The 14,612-nt window shown below is 54.5% G+C and carries 14 protein-coding genes; 5 read left to right on the forward strand and 9 right to left on the reverse strand.

Annotated features, from left to right (window positions below; genetic code table 11):
* Positions 1-108: 108 nt before the first annotated feature.
* A complete protein-coding gene (locus G7G_RS0110595; protein WP_010441273.1) occupies positions 109-1,113 on the forward strand; it encodes a GlxA family transcriptional regulator in 1,005 nt (334 codons plus the stop codon).
* 8 nt (positions 1,114-1,121) lie between these two features.
* Here G7G_RS0110595 and G7G_RS0110600 read toward each other — a convergent pair whose 3' ends face one another.
* From G7G_RS0110600 to G7G_RS0110630, 7 genes are all read right to left on the reverse strand, one after another.
* Positions 1,122-1,682, reverse strand: a complete 561-nt coding sequence (locus G7G_RS0110600) for a sarcosine oxidase subunit gamma (RefSeq protein WP_010441274.1) — start codon at positions 1,680-1,682, stop codon at positions 1,122-1,124.
* Positions 1,675-4,620, reverse strand: a complete 2,946-nt coding sequence (locus G7G_RS0110605) for a sarcosine oxidase subunit alpha family protein (RefSeq protein ID WP_010441275.1) — start codon at positions 4,618-4,620, stop codon at positions 1,675-1,677. Before G7G_RS0110605 ends, G7G_RS0110600 begins: the two co-directional genes overlap by 8 nt.
* A complete protein-coding gene (locus G7G_RS0110610; protein WP_010441276.1) occupies positions 4,617-4,904 on the reverse strand; it encodes a sarcosine oxidase subunit delta in 288 nt (95 codons plus the stop codon). Before G7G_RS0110610 ends, G7G_RS0110605 begins: the two co-directional genes overlap by 4 nt.
* 11 nt (positions 4,905-4,915) lie before the next feature.
* Positions 4,916-6,166, reverse strand: coding sequence for a sarcosine oxidase subunit beta family protein (locus G7G_RS0110615; protein WP_010441277.1), 1,251 nt, complete (start codon positions 6,164-6,166; stop codon positions 4,916-4,918).
* 207 nt (positions 6,167-6,373) lie between these two features.
* Complete coding sequence (locus G7G_RS0110620; RefSeq protein WP_010441279.1) at positions 6,374-7,180, reverse strand: iron chelate uptake ABC transporter family permease subunit; 807 nt, start codon at positions 7,178-7,180, stop codon at positions 6,374-6,376.
* Positions 7,180-7,920, reverse strand: a complete 741-nt coding sequence (locus tag G7G_RS0110625) for a metal ABC transporter ATP-binding protein (protein WP_010441281.1) — start codon at positions 7,918-7,920, stop codon at positions 7,180-7,182. The genes G7G_RS0110620 and G7G_RS0110625 overlap by 1 nt, the downstream gene beginning before the upstream one ends.
* 2 nt (positions 7,921-7,922) lie before the next feature.
* The gene (locus G7G_RS0110630) at positions 7,923-8,435 is read right to left on the reverse strand and encodes a Fur family transcriptional regulator (RefSeq protein WP_029621918.1); all 513 of its coding nucleotides are present in this window, start codon (positions 8,433-8,435) and stop codon (positions 7,923-7,925) included.
* Positions 8,436-8,491: 56 nt separating this feature from the next.
* Between G7G_RS0110630 and G7G_RS0110635 the strand changes: the two genes are divergently transcribed.
* Positions 8,492-9,547, forward strand: coding sequence for a zinc ABC transporter substrate-binding protein (locus G7G_RS0110635; protein WP_010441284.1), 1,056 nt, complete (start codon positions 8,492-8,494; stop codon positions 9,545-9,547).
* A gap of 134 nt (positions 9,548-9,681) precedes the next feature.
* Here G7G_RS0110635 and G7G_RS0110640 read toward each other — a convergent pair whose 3' ends face one another.
* On the reverse strand, positions 9,682-10,806 hold the full coding sequence (locus G7G_RS0110640; RefSeq protein WP_238528785.1) for an amidohydrolase: 1,125 nt from the start codon (positions 10,804-10,806) through the stop codon (positions 9,682-9,684).
* Between the two features lie 93 nt (positions 10,807-10,899).
* The gene (locus tag G7G_RS24215) at positions 10,900-11,181 is read right to left on the reverse strand and encodes a hypothetical protein (protein ID WP_139056603.1); all 282 of its coding nucleotides are present in this window, start codon (positions 11,179-11,181) and stop codon (positions 10,900-10,902) included.
* 310 nt (positions 11,182-11,491) lie between these two features.
* On the opposite strand from G7G_RS24215, the gene G7G_RS0110650 reads away from it, so the two are divergent.
* The 3 genes from G7G_RS0110650 to G7G_RS0110660 all read left to right on the forward strand — a co-directional run bounded on the left by G7G_RS0110650 (position 11,492) and on the right by G7G_RS0110660 (position 14,610).
* Positions 11,492-12,745 (forward strand): tyrosine-type recombinase/integrase, encoded by a 1,254-nt coding sequence (locus G7G_RS0110650; protein WP_010441293.1) that lies wholly within the window; start codon positions 11,492-11,494, stop codon positions 12,743-12,745.
* A gap of 237 nt (positions 12,746-12,982) precedes the next feature.
* Positions 12,983-13,216, forward strand: a complete 234-nt coding sequence (locus G7G_RS22935) for a helix-turn-helix transcriptional regulator (RefSeq protein ID WP_010441295.1) — start codon at positions 12,983-12,985, stop codon at positions 13,214-13,216.
* Entirely contained in the window at positions 13,213-14,610 is a 1,398-nt protein-coding gene (locus G7G_RS0110660) for a hypothetical protein (RefSeq protein ID WP_010441297.1), read from the forward strand. The genes G7G_RS22935 and G7G_RS0110660 overlap by 4 nt, the downstream gene beginning before the upstream one ends.
* The last annotated feature ends 2 nt before the right edge of the window (positions 14,611-14,612 follow it).

Raw genomic sequence — 14,612 nt, forward strand, 5'->3', positions numbered from 1 at the left:
TCAGCGTATTGCTATACTTGAACTGCCTGTTTCTGCAAACATGTACCGTGCATCGCAACCTCCATACGGGCTAACACATCAACAATATTTCCTGATAGTGAAAGTATCATGCTGGCTGAAAAAACAATCGAGTTGGGCATTTTGCTGTTTGATGGGTTTCCGATGGCGTGTTTGACCTCGGTGATTGAACCCTTGCGGGCAGCAAATGAGATAGTGGGACAGGAGGCTTTTTGCTGGCATCTGGTTTCTGAGGCAGGGCAGAAAGTCAGGTCCAGCGCCAATGTTGGGTTCGAGGCCGACAGGCCTCTATCTGATTGTCAATCCATCGATATCCTCTTCATGCTCAGCAGTCCCGTCGCCGGGTTCCGGGACCCAAAGCAGGGCAATGGTGCATTGCGCGCGCTCGCGCGACATGGAACCGTTATTGGGGGTATCAGTGGTGGCGTTTTCCCTTTGGTCCGCTCAGGGGTAATGACTGGGTTTCCGGTTTCCGTACATTGGTGCTATGAGGCTGCTTTTGAGGCCGAGTTTCCAGATATCGAGGCTCGTCGCGAGGTGATTGTATCTGGTGCCAATCGTTATACCGCGGCAGGGGCAGCCGCAGCCTTTGATCTGGCCCTGCATCTGATCCAAGATCGATTGGGTAGTGAGGTCGCGCATGAAGTGGCTTGCTGGTTCCAGCACCCGATGATGCGTGGAACGAGTGTAAAACAACAGGTTCCGAATGTCCGTCAATCGGATTCCGGTGACAGATTGCCGCCGCTTGTTACCAAATCGATCGAGTTGTTCGCGGGCAGCGTCGGTCAGCCGATTTCGATCACCGAGGTCGCGCGTCAGACGGGTGTCACTCCGCGTCAGATCGAACGCGCATTCAAGCAGGCCACCGGACAAAGCCCCAGCCATTATTTTCGCGCGATGCGTATGAAGGCGGCGCGGCAGATGGTGGTTTATACAAAAGACCCGATCTCTGAGATTGCGGCAGCAGTCGGATATAGTTCTGTCGCACCGTTGGTGACACATTATCGCGCAGCCTTCGGCTTGAGCCCAAGCGAGGACCGCCGTCGGATCAACCGCTTTCGAGTTGAGGATAATGCTCCGCTGCCCTCAAGCTGAACTGCGTGTCACAATGCGGATTTCATTGCGGTGACAATCGCATGTTGCAGAGATTGGGCTGAAGATCGCGGAGCGTATATACTGAAAAAATCGGTTGACCGGCGCAGGAGGAAGCATACGAGGTGATGAATTGAGGTTCGTGCTGCGCCACCTGTCGCCAAATTTCTGCAGTCCAGATTGCACAATAGTTCCAGCACCGACTGAACATCGGGACCTTCTAGATCAAACCGGGCCCAGGCATCCGTCTGTTCGGACACCGAAGCAGCATCTTTGGTGCCATCTTTCACCAATTCCGCAAGACCCTCATGACTTTCAAAGGGAGCCTCGACAATCCATTGTTCGGGTCCAGCCCAAAAGGCTATGAGGGTTTGTCCTGAAAACTGACCGATACCAGGTGCCTTCTGCCCGATCAAAGCGGCCAACGCCGAATGAGTTTCGCCTTCACGCCCCAGGCGCGCCGCGACCGAAGCCAGCGCAACATCGGGGACTTCACTGCAGGTTACGCTGCCAATAGTGCAGGTTTCCGGGTCCGCTCCACCAAGTGCGGTTAACGCGATAAGATCATGCACGGAGCCGTTCTCCCTCAGGGTCGACAAAATGGGACGAAACAATCTCGACCTCGACGGTCAGATCGGTTAGCGGCGACACAAGGCGCATCTTCTCGCGATGACGGTCACTTCCGTTCTTCAGAAAGCCCAGACCGATATAACAGTTCAGAGAAGGCGAGAAGGCGGCTGAGGTGACATAGCCCTGATCATTCGCTGCATCGACCGGACCGGATGCATCCATGAGATGCGCGCCAGCGGTGATCTTATCCGCGCTGTTCACGGGTTTGACGCCGACCATGTTCAACGCATCAGCCTCGTTCAGCCCTTCACGCTCTGACAGAACTGAGCCAATGCTATCTTTCTTCTTTGATACCATCCGACCCATGCCAAGGTTCAGTGCGGTGGTGGTCCCGTTTAGTTCGTTGCCCGCCGCATGACCTTTTTCGATCCGCATAACGCCCAATGCTTCCGTACCATAGGGCACCACGTTGAATTCTTCGCCTTCGACCATCAATCGTCGCATGAGGGCATCGCCATAGCGGGATGGGACCGCGATCTCGAATGCCAATTCACCCGAGAATGATATCCGGAACAGACGAGCACGTAATCCACCGCAAACGGTAATGTTGCCGCAGGCCATAAAGGGGAAACCGTCATTCGAGATATCGAATTCCGGATCCACTATTTTCTGCAGCAACTTACGTGAATTCGGGCCAGCAACAGCGTATTGTGCCCAGGCTTCGGTGGTCGAGATCAATTGCACGTCCATGTCCGGGAATAGGCATTGCCGGACAAACTCCATGTGCTGGTAAACTTTTACCGCATTGGCCGTCGTTGTTGTAACCACAAAATGATCTTCGGCCAGCCGTCCTGCGGTGCCATCATCCATTGCAATGCCATCTTCACGCAGCATAAGCCCATAGCGGGTTTTGCCGACGGCTAGCTTGGCAAAACCGTTGCAATAGATACGGTTCAGGAAATCCGCTGCATCGGTGCCCTGTACATCAATCTTGCCCAGCGTGGTGCAATCGCACACCCCGACCGAGGCACGAGTCTGGCGCACTTCGCGGTCAACGGATTGCCGCCAATGCGTTTCTCCCGGTAACGGGAACCATTGAGCGCGCAACCAGTTGCCGACTTCAACAAACACTGCACCGCGCTCTTTGGCCCAGTGGTGTGATGGTGTCAGACGGGTGGGGTGAAATTCCTTCCCCCTCATACGGCCCGCAAAGGTTGCTATTGGCACTGGCGTATAGGGTGGGCGGTAGATAGTGGTGCCGACTTGCGGAATGGATTTCCCGGCGATTTCGGCCATAATTGCCAAGCCGCCCATGTTCGAAGTCTTACCCTGATCGGTTGCCATGCCCAGCGTGGTGTAACGTTTGAGATGCTCGACCGACTGGAAGCCTTCCTGATGGCTGAGCTTTACGTCTTTGACAGTTACGTCGTTCTGTTGATCCAGCCATGCCCGCGAGCAGCCTTGGACATACCAGAATGGCGTCTGAGTGACCGGAGCATCTTCGGCCGTTGGTATCGCGATGGCATCGCTTTTCAAGTCAAGTGCGTGGGTGGCGGCTTCGGCACCGGATTTCAAGGCACCATGGGTGGACATGATGCCATTTGCGGCTCCGGCGACTGTCAGGCCCGGAGGCAACGTATCGCCGGGGACAAAGGCAGACAGGGTCTCATTCCAGACCGGGCGACCGCGTTGGTGGCAGGTCAGGTGCACATTCGGGTTCCAACCGCCTGAGATACCAAGCGCACCAACATCCAATGTGCGGTTTGAGCCGTCGGCCAATTTGACCTCGGCGAAAGTTAAGCCAAGACGCCCTTTGGTATCGATCACCTCAGCGCCGCGCAGCACCTCATAGTCACCGTTCAGTGGGGCCTCGGGCCGAATGTCAACAACGGCCGCGATTTTCACCCCTTTGGCGTGCAGATCGGCTGCGGTGCGGTGGCCATCGTCATTGTTGGTGAAAATAGCCACGCGTTGCGCGGGGGTGGCGGCGAAACGGTTAGCATAACTGCGCAGCGCTCCGGCTAGCATGATGCCTGGCCGATCATTGTTCTCAAAGGCAATCGGGCGCTCGGTTGCGCCCGCGCACAAGAGGGCGCGCCCAGAATAGATGCGCCATAGGATTTGACGGGGTTTGCCCTCGGATGGAGCGGACAGATGATCTCCTTTCCGTTCGACTGCCCCGTAAATTCCATGATCAAAAGCACCGATAACGGTTGTGCGCGGCATCAGGCGGACATTCGGCATCGCGGACAACTCAGCCACCGTCTGTGTAATCCAGTTTGCAGCGATGTCGTCGTTCAGCGAGTAAGTTTCGCTATTCAAACGACCACCGAGGACAAAATCCTCATCCGCCAGTATCACGTCGGACCCCGCACGACCGGCGGTCAGCGCTGCCATCAATCCTGCCGGACCCGCGCCGATAATTAGAAGGTCGCAGTGCCTAAATCCCTTGTCATATTCATCAGGGTCTTCCTGCATCGACATGGTGCCCAGCCCTGCAGCCCGGCGGATAACAGGTTCATAGAGCTTCTCCCAGAATGCGGCGGGCCACATGAAGGTTTTGTAGTAGAAGCCTGCGGTCAAAAAATTTGAAAACCGATCATTGATCGCCATCGCGTCAAACCTGAGGCTTGGCCATCGGTTCTGAGAATGCGCTTCGAGCCCGTCAAACATCTCGATCGTCGTGGCCCGTGTGTTGGGTTCTTTTCGATTGCCCGTACGCAGTTCAACCAAGGCGTTGGGCTCTTCAGACCCGGCGCTCAAAATACCACGGGGGCGGTGGTATTTGAATGATCGCCCAATCAGGCGCACGCCGTTGGCTAGAAGGGCGGATGCCAGAGTGTCTCCCGGATGCGCCGTGAAGTTGCGGTTGTCAAATTTGAAATTCAGAGTACTGGTGCGGTCGATTTGGCCGCCGTTGAGCCGGTTGACTTGGGTCATTTGGAACGTCCTCGCATCCGGGCTACATCACACGCCAACTCCACTTTCGAAATCTCATGCGTAACCGTATTGCGTGTCACGACGAGCCAGGATCGATCCCCCCCTTCGTGAAACCACAGCTCACGGTTTTCGCCCGCTGGATTGTCGCGCAGATAGGCGTAGTCATAGAATGTTTCAGCTGCGTTTTCGGCCTGCCAGTCGGGACGGTCTATCAAGGACGCGTCACCCAGATACACGAACTCTGAACTGTCACGGGGACCCAGCAATGGATGTTGGATGATCATTCTTGGCTTCCTCAGTGCAGATTGGGCTGATTGCCCATACCTTTTTCGTCAATCATTCGACCGGTGCGAAAGCGGTCAAAGCGATAGGCGGTCGCGGTTGGGTGCGGCTCGTCCTTTGCCAGCAGATGCGCGAAACAATGGCCCGATGCAGGAGTGGCCTTGAAGCCGCCATAGCACCAGCCGCCATTGAAATAGAGTCCGTCGATATGTGTGCGGTCGATAATGGGTGACCCGTCCATGGACATATCCATGATTCCGCCCCACATGCGCAGCAGCCGCGCGCGGCCGATCATTGGCATCAGCGCCATGCCGCCTTCGCAGACATCTTCAACTACTGGCAGGTTTCCGCGCTGAGCGTAGGAGTTGTAGCCGTCGATATCGCCTCCAAATACCAAGCCGCCTTTATCGGATTGGCTGACATAGAAATGTCCCGCACCAAAAGTGATGACGCCCGGCAGAAGCGGCTTCAAACCCTCGGAGACAAACGCTTGCAGCACGTGGCTTTCAATCGGCAGTCGCATACCCGCCATTCCCATCAGACGCCCCGAATTCCCAGCAACGGCACAGCCAACCTTACCGGCCCCAATGAATCCTCTCGAAGTTTCAACGCCCACGCATCTGCCGTTTTCGATGTGGAATCCGGTGACTTCGCAATTCTGAATGATATCGACGCCGTGGCTATCCGCCGAGCGCGCATAGCCCCATGCTACGGCATCGTGACGAACGGTGCCGCCGCGTCGCTGAGCCAGACCGCCTTTGATCGGGAAACGCGCGTTGTCAAAATTGAGGAACGGATACTCCTTGCGTACCTGTTCGGCATCCAGCAGTTCGGCATCCGCGCCGTTTAGGATCATGGCATTGCCGCGTCGCGTGAAGGCGTCGCGCTGTGCGTCCGAGTGGATCAGGTTGATAATCCCGCGCTGACTGACCATTGCATTGTAATTCAGGTCCTGTTCAAGACCTTCCCACAGTTTCAATGAGAATTCGTAGAAAGGTTCATTACCATCCAGCAGATAATTTGAACGTATGATGGTCGTATTGCGCCCGACATTGCCGCCGCCAATCCAGCCTTTCTCAATCACAGCAACATTGCGAAAGCCGTACACTTTGGCAAGGTAATGGGCCGTCGCCAGACCGTGACCGCCGCCGCCGATGATAACAATGTCATATTTCTGTTTGGGTTCGGGATCACGCCACGCCGGTTTCCATCCTTTGTGACCGCGAAGCGCTTCTTTGATGACGGTGAAACCGGAATATCGCATGAATCAGACCTTTTTCCAAAGAATCGCTTTATTTTGGTGAATTGGATACTCTCAAATCCGACATCTATAACCCTGAATCAGACCTGAATGGCGGGCTGTGACTAAGCTCTCAGTACCGTAGGGCAATTCTACCGAATGCGGGTGTCGGGTACATCATGTCCATCATGACTAAAGGAATGAAACGCCTGCGCAGATTTTGCGTCGAACCTAATTGAGCTTGGATCGGTCGCGTGTTTGCAATCCGACGACACTGAGGCAGGCAAATAAAATTGCGGCCACGCAGACGATGGACGGCCCGGCAGGTGTATCGAACATATAGGCCGCCCTTAGACCAGTGACCGCCGAGAATGCGCCGATAGCGGCGGCGATCAATGCCATCGATTCCGGTGATCGCGCCAAACTTCGAGACGCTGCAGCAGGTATGATCAGCATTGCTGCGATCAAAAGAACACCCACCACCTTGATTGCCACTGCCACTGTTATGGCAAGCGCCAATGTCAGGATTAACTGCTCGCGTCTGGGGTTGAAGCCGCTGGCATATGCCAGTTCTTCATTTAACGTGGCCGTCAGTAGGTGAGACCAGCGCCACGCGATCAGCGCTACGACAAGGACGGCGCCGCCCCAGATTACAAGCAAATCAGTACGCGATACGGCAAGGATATCGCCGAAGAGGTAGGCCATAAGGTCAATTCGTACGCCGGACAGAAAGGAAACGGCGACGAGGCCAAATGCGAGGGCGGAATGCGCCATAACACCTAGCAGAGTATCCATCGCATACCCGCGCCCGGACAACAGTGTTACGGTAAGGGCCATCGCAAGCGCGACGGCCAACGCCCCGGTAAAGACTGACAACTGAAATGTCAGGGAAAGCGCGATCCCCAAGATTGCGGCATGCGCTGTGGCATCTCCGAAATACGCCATCCGACGCCACACGACAAAGCAGCCCAGCGGGGCTGCGGCGAAAGCCACGCCAACGCCTGCCAGCGTTGCGCGTGTCATAAAATCATCAAGCATTATTCTGCCGCTTCTTGAGAGGTTTCACAGTGATCGTGATCGTGATCATGATCATGCCGATATAAGGCCAACGCACCGCCTGTTCCTGTCCCGAACAGAGCGCGGTACTCCGGGGCCGAGGCCACCACAGCGGGGGAGCCTTCGCAACACACGTGCCCGTTCAGGCAGACCACGCGATCTGAGGCGCTCATGACCACGTGCAATTCGTGGCTGATCATCAGAATGGCGCATCCCGTTTCGCGCCTGACTTCTTCGATCTGGTGATAAAACGCAGCCGATCCCGGTTGGTCGAGTCCCTGCGTTGCCTCGTCCAATAGCAATACATCTGGTTGGTTTATCAGGGCCCGAGCCAACAGCACGCGCTGAAATTGCCCACCTGACAATTGCGACATCTGTCGTTTCAGCAGATCCGGCACCCCGGCAGTTTCGAGCGCTTTCTCGCATTTTACTTTGGAAACGCGATCGGTCAGCCGCATGAACCTCTCGACCGAGATTGGCAGTGTCGGATCGATGTGCAGTTTTTGAGGCACATATCCAATTTTCAATCCTGGTTTCAATGAAACCTGTCCTACGGCTGGTTTTGTTGCACCAATGATGGCCCTCAACAGGCTGGTCTTGCCTGATCCGTTGGGACCGACGATGGTTACTATCTCTCCGGCCTCTACAACCATATCTACATGTCGCAAAACTGTATTCGCGCCGTAACGCACGCTGAGATTCTCAACAGAGATCAAGGTCATTTCTACGCCTTTTCAGTGCAGCTGGGGCAAAGCCCTTCGGCTTCTACAACCGTTCGCTCTATTTCAAAACCCGTTGCACGTGCAGCTGCGCCAAGTATCCCTTTGGCTGGTGCAGACTGCGCTTCGGCCACAGCGTCACATTTTCGGCAGATCATGAACGCCGGCGAATGGTCTGCTCCGGGATGAGAACACGCGACAAATGCGTTCAAACGTTCGATCTTGTGAACAAATCCATTTTTGACAAGAAAATCAAGCGCACGGTAAGCCACTGGTGGCTGCGAACCAAACCCTTCCTCGCGCAGCGCATCAAGAATAGCATAGGCCCCCAAGGCACGATGCTCCTGGAGCAACATTTCAAGTACTTTTCGCCGCACAGGCGTTAGCCGTAACCCTTCTTGTTTGCACCGAGCTTCAGCTGTGGTCAGCGCAGTCTCAACGCAATTTTTGTGATCGTGTTTATGAAACCCAACAAGTGCGTCGTCGCAAACAGGATTGGGAGTGGCTTCACTTGTCATGTTATTCCATATCATGTATGTCGCTCGCAATGTTATACAATCACACTGAGGGTCTGATGTCCAGAAAGCTGCTCTTACAATCGATCACCGCTGCGTTAATGGGTGGAACAGCCATGGCGGATGCCCCAAAGGTGGCCGTCGACATTGCACCCGTCCACTCGTTGGTAGCCAGTGTTATGGAAGGTGTTGGAACACCTGATCTGGTCATCCCAGCGGGCGCATCGCCGCACGAATACAACCTGCGTCCCTCGGAAGCCTCTGCGCTGCAAGAGGCTGATCTGGTGTTCTGGATTGGCGAGGATCTGACACCCTGGTTGGAAGGTGCTGTCGAGACACTCAGCGACGGTGCCACGGTCACAACGCTTCTGGAATCGGATGGAACGGTTCTGCTTGATTTCCGTGAGAACGCATTTTTCGAAGCACATGACCATGGGGATCACGATGACCATGGTCATGATGATGATCATGCGGAAGACGAAAAGCATGATGAGCACGATCATGAAGAAGAGCACGCACATGATGATCATGGCCACGACGATCACGATGATCACGATAGCGAAGATCACAATGATCATGCGGATCATGACGATCACGGGCACGGCGAGCATGATCCTCATGCCTGGCTTTCACCGGCGAATGCAGAAATCTGGCTGAATGTCATTGCGGCCCAGCTTTCTGCCGCTGATCCTGACAACGCTGGTGCATATTTTGCAAATGCGGCTGCAGCGCGCGAAGAAATGGCAGCATTGTCAGATGAGGTAGCTGAAACACTGAAGCCAGTTCAAGGCGGTCGTTTTATCGTATTCCATGACGCCTATCAGTATTTCGAGGACGCTTTTAATTTCCGTGCTTCTGGCGCAATTTCTCTTGGCGATGCAACCGATCCCAGCCCGGCGCGTATCTCGGACATTCAGGGGCGTATCCGGAAAGAAGGTATTGAGTGCGTTTTGACTGAGCCGCAATTCAACCCAGGAATTGTTGCAACTGTTTTAGACGGTACAGAAGCAAAGACTGCCGTAATTGACCCGCTGGGCTCTGACCTTGATCCCGGGGTTGAGCTTTATCCGCAAGTCATTCGCAATTTGGCAAACTCACTGGCTGAATGCCTGTGATCCAATTGAACAGCCCAACCGTTACCAATAGACGGTCGGGCTGAACATCCGCAAGCGTAACCAAATACGTTAATTGTCAGGATGTCGAACAGCACAAGCCAAGGGTGGCGGCTTGTTAAAAAGACGCCATCAAATTAGGTGCTCTGATGGGCGAGATTGACCCAGAACGCGACACCGTGATCCAGTGCATCGTCGTTAAAGTCATAAGACGCGTTGTGCAGGGGCATCGCAGCCGGACCGTCTAGTCCGTTACCCATCAGGATGAACGCGCCGGGGCGGTGTGTCAGAAACTCGGCAAAATCTTCAGAGAAACCTACTTGACCAAATTCCGCATCTACCGAACCTACCTCGCGCGCAGCACTGACGATGGTTGCAGTGGCTTCAGGGTTGTTCTTGAGCGGTCTGAAAGATGTTGAGTATTTTAGCGTCGCCGCGGCACCTTGCGCGGCACACACGCCCTCCACAATAGCACGCATTCTGGTCTCGATAGTGGCAGACACCTCGCTGGAAAAGCCACGGCAATCCCCCCGCAACACCACGTTGCTTGGCAGAATATTACGTGCTCCATCTGTGAGGAATTCAGTGACAGAAACGACCGCATGTTTGCTTGCCGGTAACGACCGAGATACGATCGATTGTAGCTGCAGCACAATCGCCGAGCCCGTCACGATAGGATCAATTCCTTTGTCCGGCATCGAAGCATGACCGCCTTGGCCAGCAATCTGAATCTCAAAATTGTCCTCGAACGCACAAAACGCTCCCGACTGCGTTGCAAAATGACCAAGCGGCATACCAGGCATATTATGCAGTCCAAAAATCGCGGACATGGGAAATCTGTCGAAAAGTCCATCCGCAATCATCGCGGCGGCTCCATTTCCGTTCTCTTCGTCGGGCTGGAATATGAAATGTATGGTTCGCTTTAGCGTCGGGTCATCCGCAAGCTTTAGGGCCGCACCCAATAGCATTGTGCTGTGCCCATCATGACCACATCCATGGAACTTGCCTGGGGTGTCTGAACGATGGGCAAATGTATTGGCCTCGTCTATTGGCAGCGCGTCCATGTCGGCGCGAAATCCAAACGCGGTTCCCTCTGGGCCTCGGCGCAGCGTTGCAACAAGGCCGGACTTACCTATACCACGCGTGACCTCCAGGCCAGCTTGTTCCAATTGCTCGCCTATCAGGCGGGGCGTTCTGACAAGGTCAAAGCCGATCTCTGGGTGCGTGTGCAAGTCACGACGAAAGCGGGTGAGGTCAAGCATCATGAAGGCCTTTCTTGGATAGATTTCACAGCGGTTGAACATTGTTTTGGCCAATCACGCTGTAGGTCCCGCAATTGCAGATGGCGGGATTGCTTATCCCATGTATCGCACCGACACAACCTCCGCTGTAGACGGCGCATCGCTGATCGCAATCCAGTCGCCCAGGCTGTTCTCTGGTGCAGCACTTTTTGCACTCCAAAATTTTTTGAATGCGAAGTCCGTTGAACCGAATACGTCGACTGCATCGCGGGTGACATATATACAGCCCGTCCATAAATCGGTGATTTCGGAAATTCCAACCGGAGAAACCAGTGGTTGTCTGGAGGGTTTCTGACACTTCGATTTGCCGTTTTGAATCTTGCGGCGGGGATACATCCAATCACCAAAAGGGCAGTGGATTTATACTAGTTCATCGCTGAAAGTGTGTGAGGGCTCACAGAATCCAGCAAATTGACCATAAGCTGAAACGGCAGAATGCCCTTAATATATTGGTCGGAGTGAGAGGATTCGAACCTCCGACCCCTGCCTCCCGAAGACAGTGCTCTTAGGTATCAGATGGTTTCGTTTGGTATCGGGAAGTATCATAACATTTTGTATTGCTTGACAAATTCATACTCATTGGGTCTCAAGAGGTTTCAAGGGGTATTTCAATTGGTGCTGCCCCAGTGCTGCCCGAGGTGATGCAATGACAACTGAAAAACGAAAACTCACGGATGCTTTTGTACGCTCGATCGAGCCTGCAAATACACAATCTGAGATGGTCATTTGGGACACCGAAGTAACGGGGTTTGGACTCCGTGTCAGAGGTCAAAGCGTGTCGTACATTGTCCTATATCGTCCGGTAGGGCAGGGGCGCGCGGCCAATGCAAAGCGGTTCAAGATCGGCTCTCCTAGTTCCATAGCCAATGTCAAAGACGCGCGGCGGATGGCACTCGCAGTTTTGGGCAAGGTTGCATCAGGCGAAGATCCAAACGCAGAGCGCGCAGAAGAGAAGCGACGAGCGCGTTCAACTGTGAAAGAAATGTTAGATCGGTATGACCAACATTTGGAACGCCGCGAATATGTGACCCGTACTGACGTGATCAGTCTGCTTCGAAGACGCCTTCGTCCTATGTTCGGTCGCGAAATTTCAGAGATCAAAGCCTGGGAATATGCGGAGATTATTGAGCGGCTCGACAAGAAAAGCGGCGGCACGGCCGGTGGCACTTTTCGCACCCGTTGCTCAACGTTCCTGAACTGGTGCACATTCGATGCTCGGGTTTTGGAAGTGAACCCCTTGGCCGGATATAGACGCCGCCGCGACACTCGATCAGAACGCGTCAAGAAATCTGAGATGGGCCGAGCACTTAGTGATGAAGAGCTTCGTGCGATTTGGTTGTCCGCAGATCCGAAAACCTCTTTCGGGCGCCTGGTTCGTTTTCTGATACTGACAGGTTGCCGTCGAAATGAAGGCGCAAAGCTTCTCTGGTCAATGGTGGACCTGGACGCGGGCAAGATCGAACTGCCTGCTACTTTCACAAAACAGGCGAGAGGCCACACGGTTTACACTTCTAATGAATTGGCCGAAATGCTTGTGCCTTTGAAAGAAGAAAGAATTGTGTCAGATTTTGTTTTTCCATCGGTCCGTACCGGCGGTCCGATGTCCGGCTGGAGCAAGATAATGGATCCAAGCGACAAGCGAACCGCTGGCGGCGCGAAACCAGGCACCCCAGGATTTGTGAAGAACTGTGGTGTTCAATTCACCTTTCACGACTTGCGTCGCACGTTTCGAACCGGGTTGTCGCGGCTGAGAATTGAAACCGAGATCGCTGAATTGGCATTGGGCCACGCGCGTTCAGACTTGGAATCGCGATACAATCGAGATGATTGTGAAGCCGGATTGAGGAATGCGTTTCAGATTTGGGGAAATCACGTTGCAAGTTTGTGCCACGAGAACTGAGTGAATACAGTCAGTTATCCGCTATAAGCGCCATACATGTGACATACATAAATCATTGATAATAATAACAAAAATCAACTTTCAGCTTGACGCAAACCGATACCGAATGTACCCTTCTAACTGACATATCCTTGCCCCGCCGCAATGAAACGGGCGAAACGGTTTATCGGATGGGATGCGGCAACAAGGTCTTACCTGAAACGAGCGCACTTGGTGCGACCGACGAGGATAGACTGAATGCTCGATGTTACAGCCGAAAGCCATAATCAATCCGAAACACTTGATCTCAACGCTCTATCCGCGTCGTCGTTTCTGACCCGGGTTCAGCTTGCGCCAGTAATCGGTTTCTCGTTGCAGACTTTGAAACGCTGGGCTGGCGAAGGAAAGGGGCCGAGGATTACGTATCTTGAAAATCGTCCGCGCTACCAAGTCTCAGATGTTTTGGACTGGATCGAAGAGGGGCGGAAATGAATACACGCCTAAATCCGCTCGCCGGCCGCTATTTCAACGATCCAAGCTTGGCGGCTTCGGTATCTTCTCTTGCCGAAGTGTTTGCGCCCCCCTCCGCAAGCGAACAATACGCGTTTGCACGCGCCAACAACGAACGCGCCGAAGGACAGCGTCTGAGTCAGCTGTGGGACGCTGCGGGGGATGATTTCGACAAACAAGGCGTGGCCGTTGGGCAGTGGAATCCGAACCAATCCTACTATGCCGTAGATACAGCCGACGCCACAGCTCGCCGTGGTCAGGATTTAGTTGCAGAAACGTCTCGCCTCAACAATGAAGCGGATAATGCTGCGGCCTACGACCAAGCAGTTTTAGACGCGATATTCGATATGGGTGATACCGTTCTGGAGCACGGCGAAGTCACGCCCGGAATATCTCCTGAGATCGCGGCGGAACTTGGAATCCCCGCGTTCCCTGCTCAATCTGGTGCGGACCTCGGGGCCCCCGCCCCACCGTTGTCCGAAGACGAAGTCGAAGCGCAATTGCTGCTGGAAGCTATTCGCGACGGGCTGTTTGACACCGAAGACTTGCTGGAAGAACGCCGGAGCGACGTCAATGTCGAAACGATTGAGACGCCAGACGGACCTCGCGTCGCGACCCGAGCAGATGCCATCGGCCAAGAGCCATACATAAATCGAGGCGCCCAAGCCGCTCCGGAACTGGAGACCTATCGCACTCCGGACGGGCAAACCGGTACAGCCGAGTTTGATGTTGAACAACGACGTTGGGTCGACACGCAGACTCGAAGAGTTCTGCCAGAAGGTACCGTTACGGGCAAAATCAGCGACACGTCGGAAGGTTTCGGGGCGACAACCTCGAACGTCACGCGAGGGAATGCGATCATTGCAGAGGCCCAATATGGGCTCGAAAGAGTTAGCGAGTTCCGTGAACTCTTGGAACAGAACCCCGGCATTATGGGAATCCCGGGCATGATCCGTGGTCTTGCACAGGATTTGGTCGCCGCGGCGGACGAAGCCGGAGCCGCGTTTGGAACGATCGATTCCGTCGAGGAGGCCCGAGCGCTAGCCGCTAGTATTGGAGCTTCGGGGGACTATGATCCGGCCTTCGCACAAGCGGCAGCTTACGCGCTTGAAATGGCATATCTGCAGGCGAAGGCACAGGATCCGCAGGGCGAAGTTAACGTCCGCGAATTGGAGCGGCTACTTGGCCTCTATGATGGGGGCATCGCTGGCAACTCAAAAGTTCTCGCTGTGCTGGATGCTCTGGAGCCGCAATTGCATGACCGGATGGCATATGGCGCGCAGCTACGCGGTGAAACGTCACCTGCACCAGCCGACGCGGGTGCCCCTCAGTCTTTGAGCGACGCCGAACTATTCCGAAAATACGGCTTGGAGTGAGA

The sequence above is a fragment of the Ruegeria conchae genome (assembly GCF_000192475.1).
In the GTDB taxonomy this organism is placed as follows: Bacteria; Pseudomonadota; Alphaproteobacteria; order Rhodobacterales; family Rhodobacteraceae; genus Ruegeria; species Ruegeria conchae.

Excerpts from the sequence above, each read along its gene's own strand:
- G7G_RS0110635 (WP_010441284.1), top strand. The coding sequence starts at position 8,492 with ATGTCCAGAAAGCTGCTCTTACAATCGATCACCGCTGCGTTAATGGGT.
- G7G_RS22935 (WP_010441295.1), top strand. The coding sequence starts at position 12,983 with ATGCTCGATGTTACAGCCGAAAGCCATAATCAATCCGAAACACTTGAT.
- G7G_RS0110610 (WP_010441276.1), bottom strand. The coding sequence starts at position 4,904 with ATGATCATCCAACATCCATTGCTGGGTCCCCGTGACAGTTCAGAGTTC.
- G7G_RS0110650 (WP_010441293.1), top strand. The coding sequence starts at position 11,492 with ATGACAACTGAAAAACGAAAACTCACGGATGCTTTTGTACGCTCGATC.
- G7G_RS0110620 (WP_010441279.1), bottom strand. The coding sequence starts at position 7,180 with ATGCTTGATGATTTTATGACACGCGCAACGCTGGCAGGCGTTGGCGTG.
- G7G_RS24215 (WP_139056603.1), bottom strand. The coding sequence starts at position 11,181 with ATGTATCCCCGCCGCAAGATTCAAAACGGCAAATCGAAGTGTCAGAAA.
- G7G_RS0110630 (WP_029621918.1), bottom strand. The coding sequence starts at position 8,435 with ATGACAAGTGAAGCCACTCCCAATCCTGTTTGCGACGACGCACTTGTT.
- G7G_RS0110660 (WP_010441297.1), top strand. The coding sequence starts at position 13,213 with ATGAATACACGCCTAAATCCGCTCGCCGGCCGCTATTTCAACGATCCA.
- G7G_RS0110625 (WP_010441281.1), bottom strand. The coding sequence starts at position 7,920 with ATGACCTTGATCTCTGTTGAGAATCTCAGCGTGCGTTACGGCGCGAAT.
- G7G_RS0110605 (WP_010441275.1), bottom strand. The coding sequence starts at position 4,620 with ATGACCCAAGTCAACCGGCTCAACGGCGGCCAAATCGACCGCACCAGT.
- G7G_RS0110615 (WP_010441277.1), bottom strand. The coding sequence starts at position 6,166 with ATGCGATATTCCGGTTTCACCGTCATCAAAGAAGCGCTTCGCGGTCAC.
- G7G_RS0110595 (WP_010441273.1), top strand. The coding sequence starts at position 109 with ATGCTGGCTGAAAAAACAATCGAGTTGGGCATTTTGCTGTTTGATGGG.
- G7G_RS0110640 (WP_238528785.1), bottom strand. The coding sequence starts at position 10,806 with ATGCTTGACCTCACCCGCTTTCGTCGTGACTTGCACACGCACCCAGAG.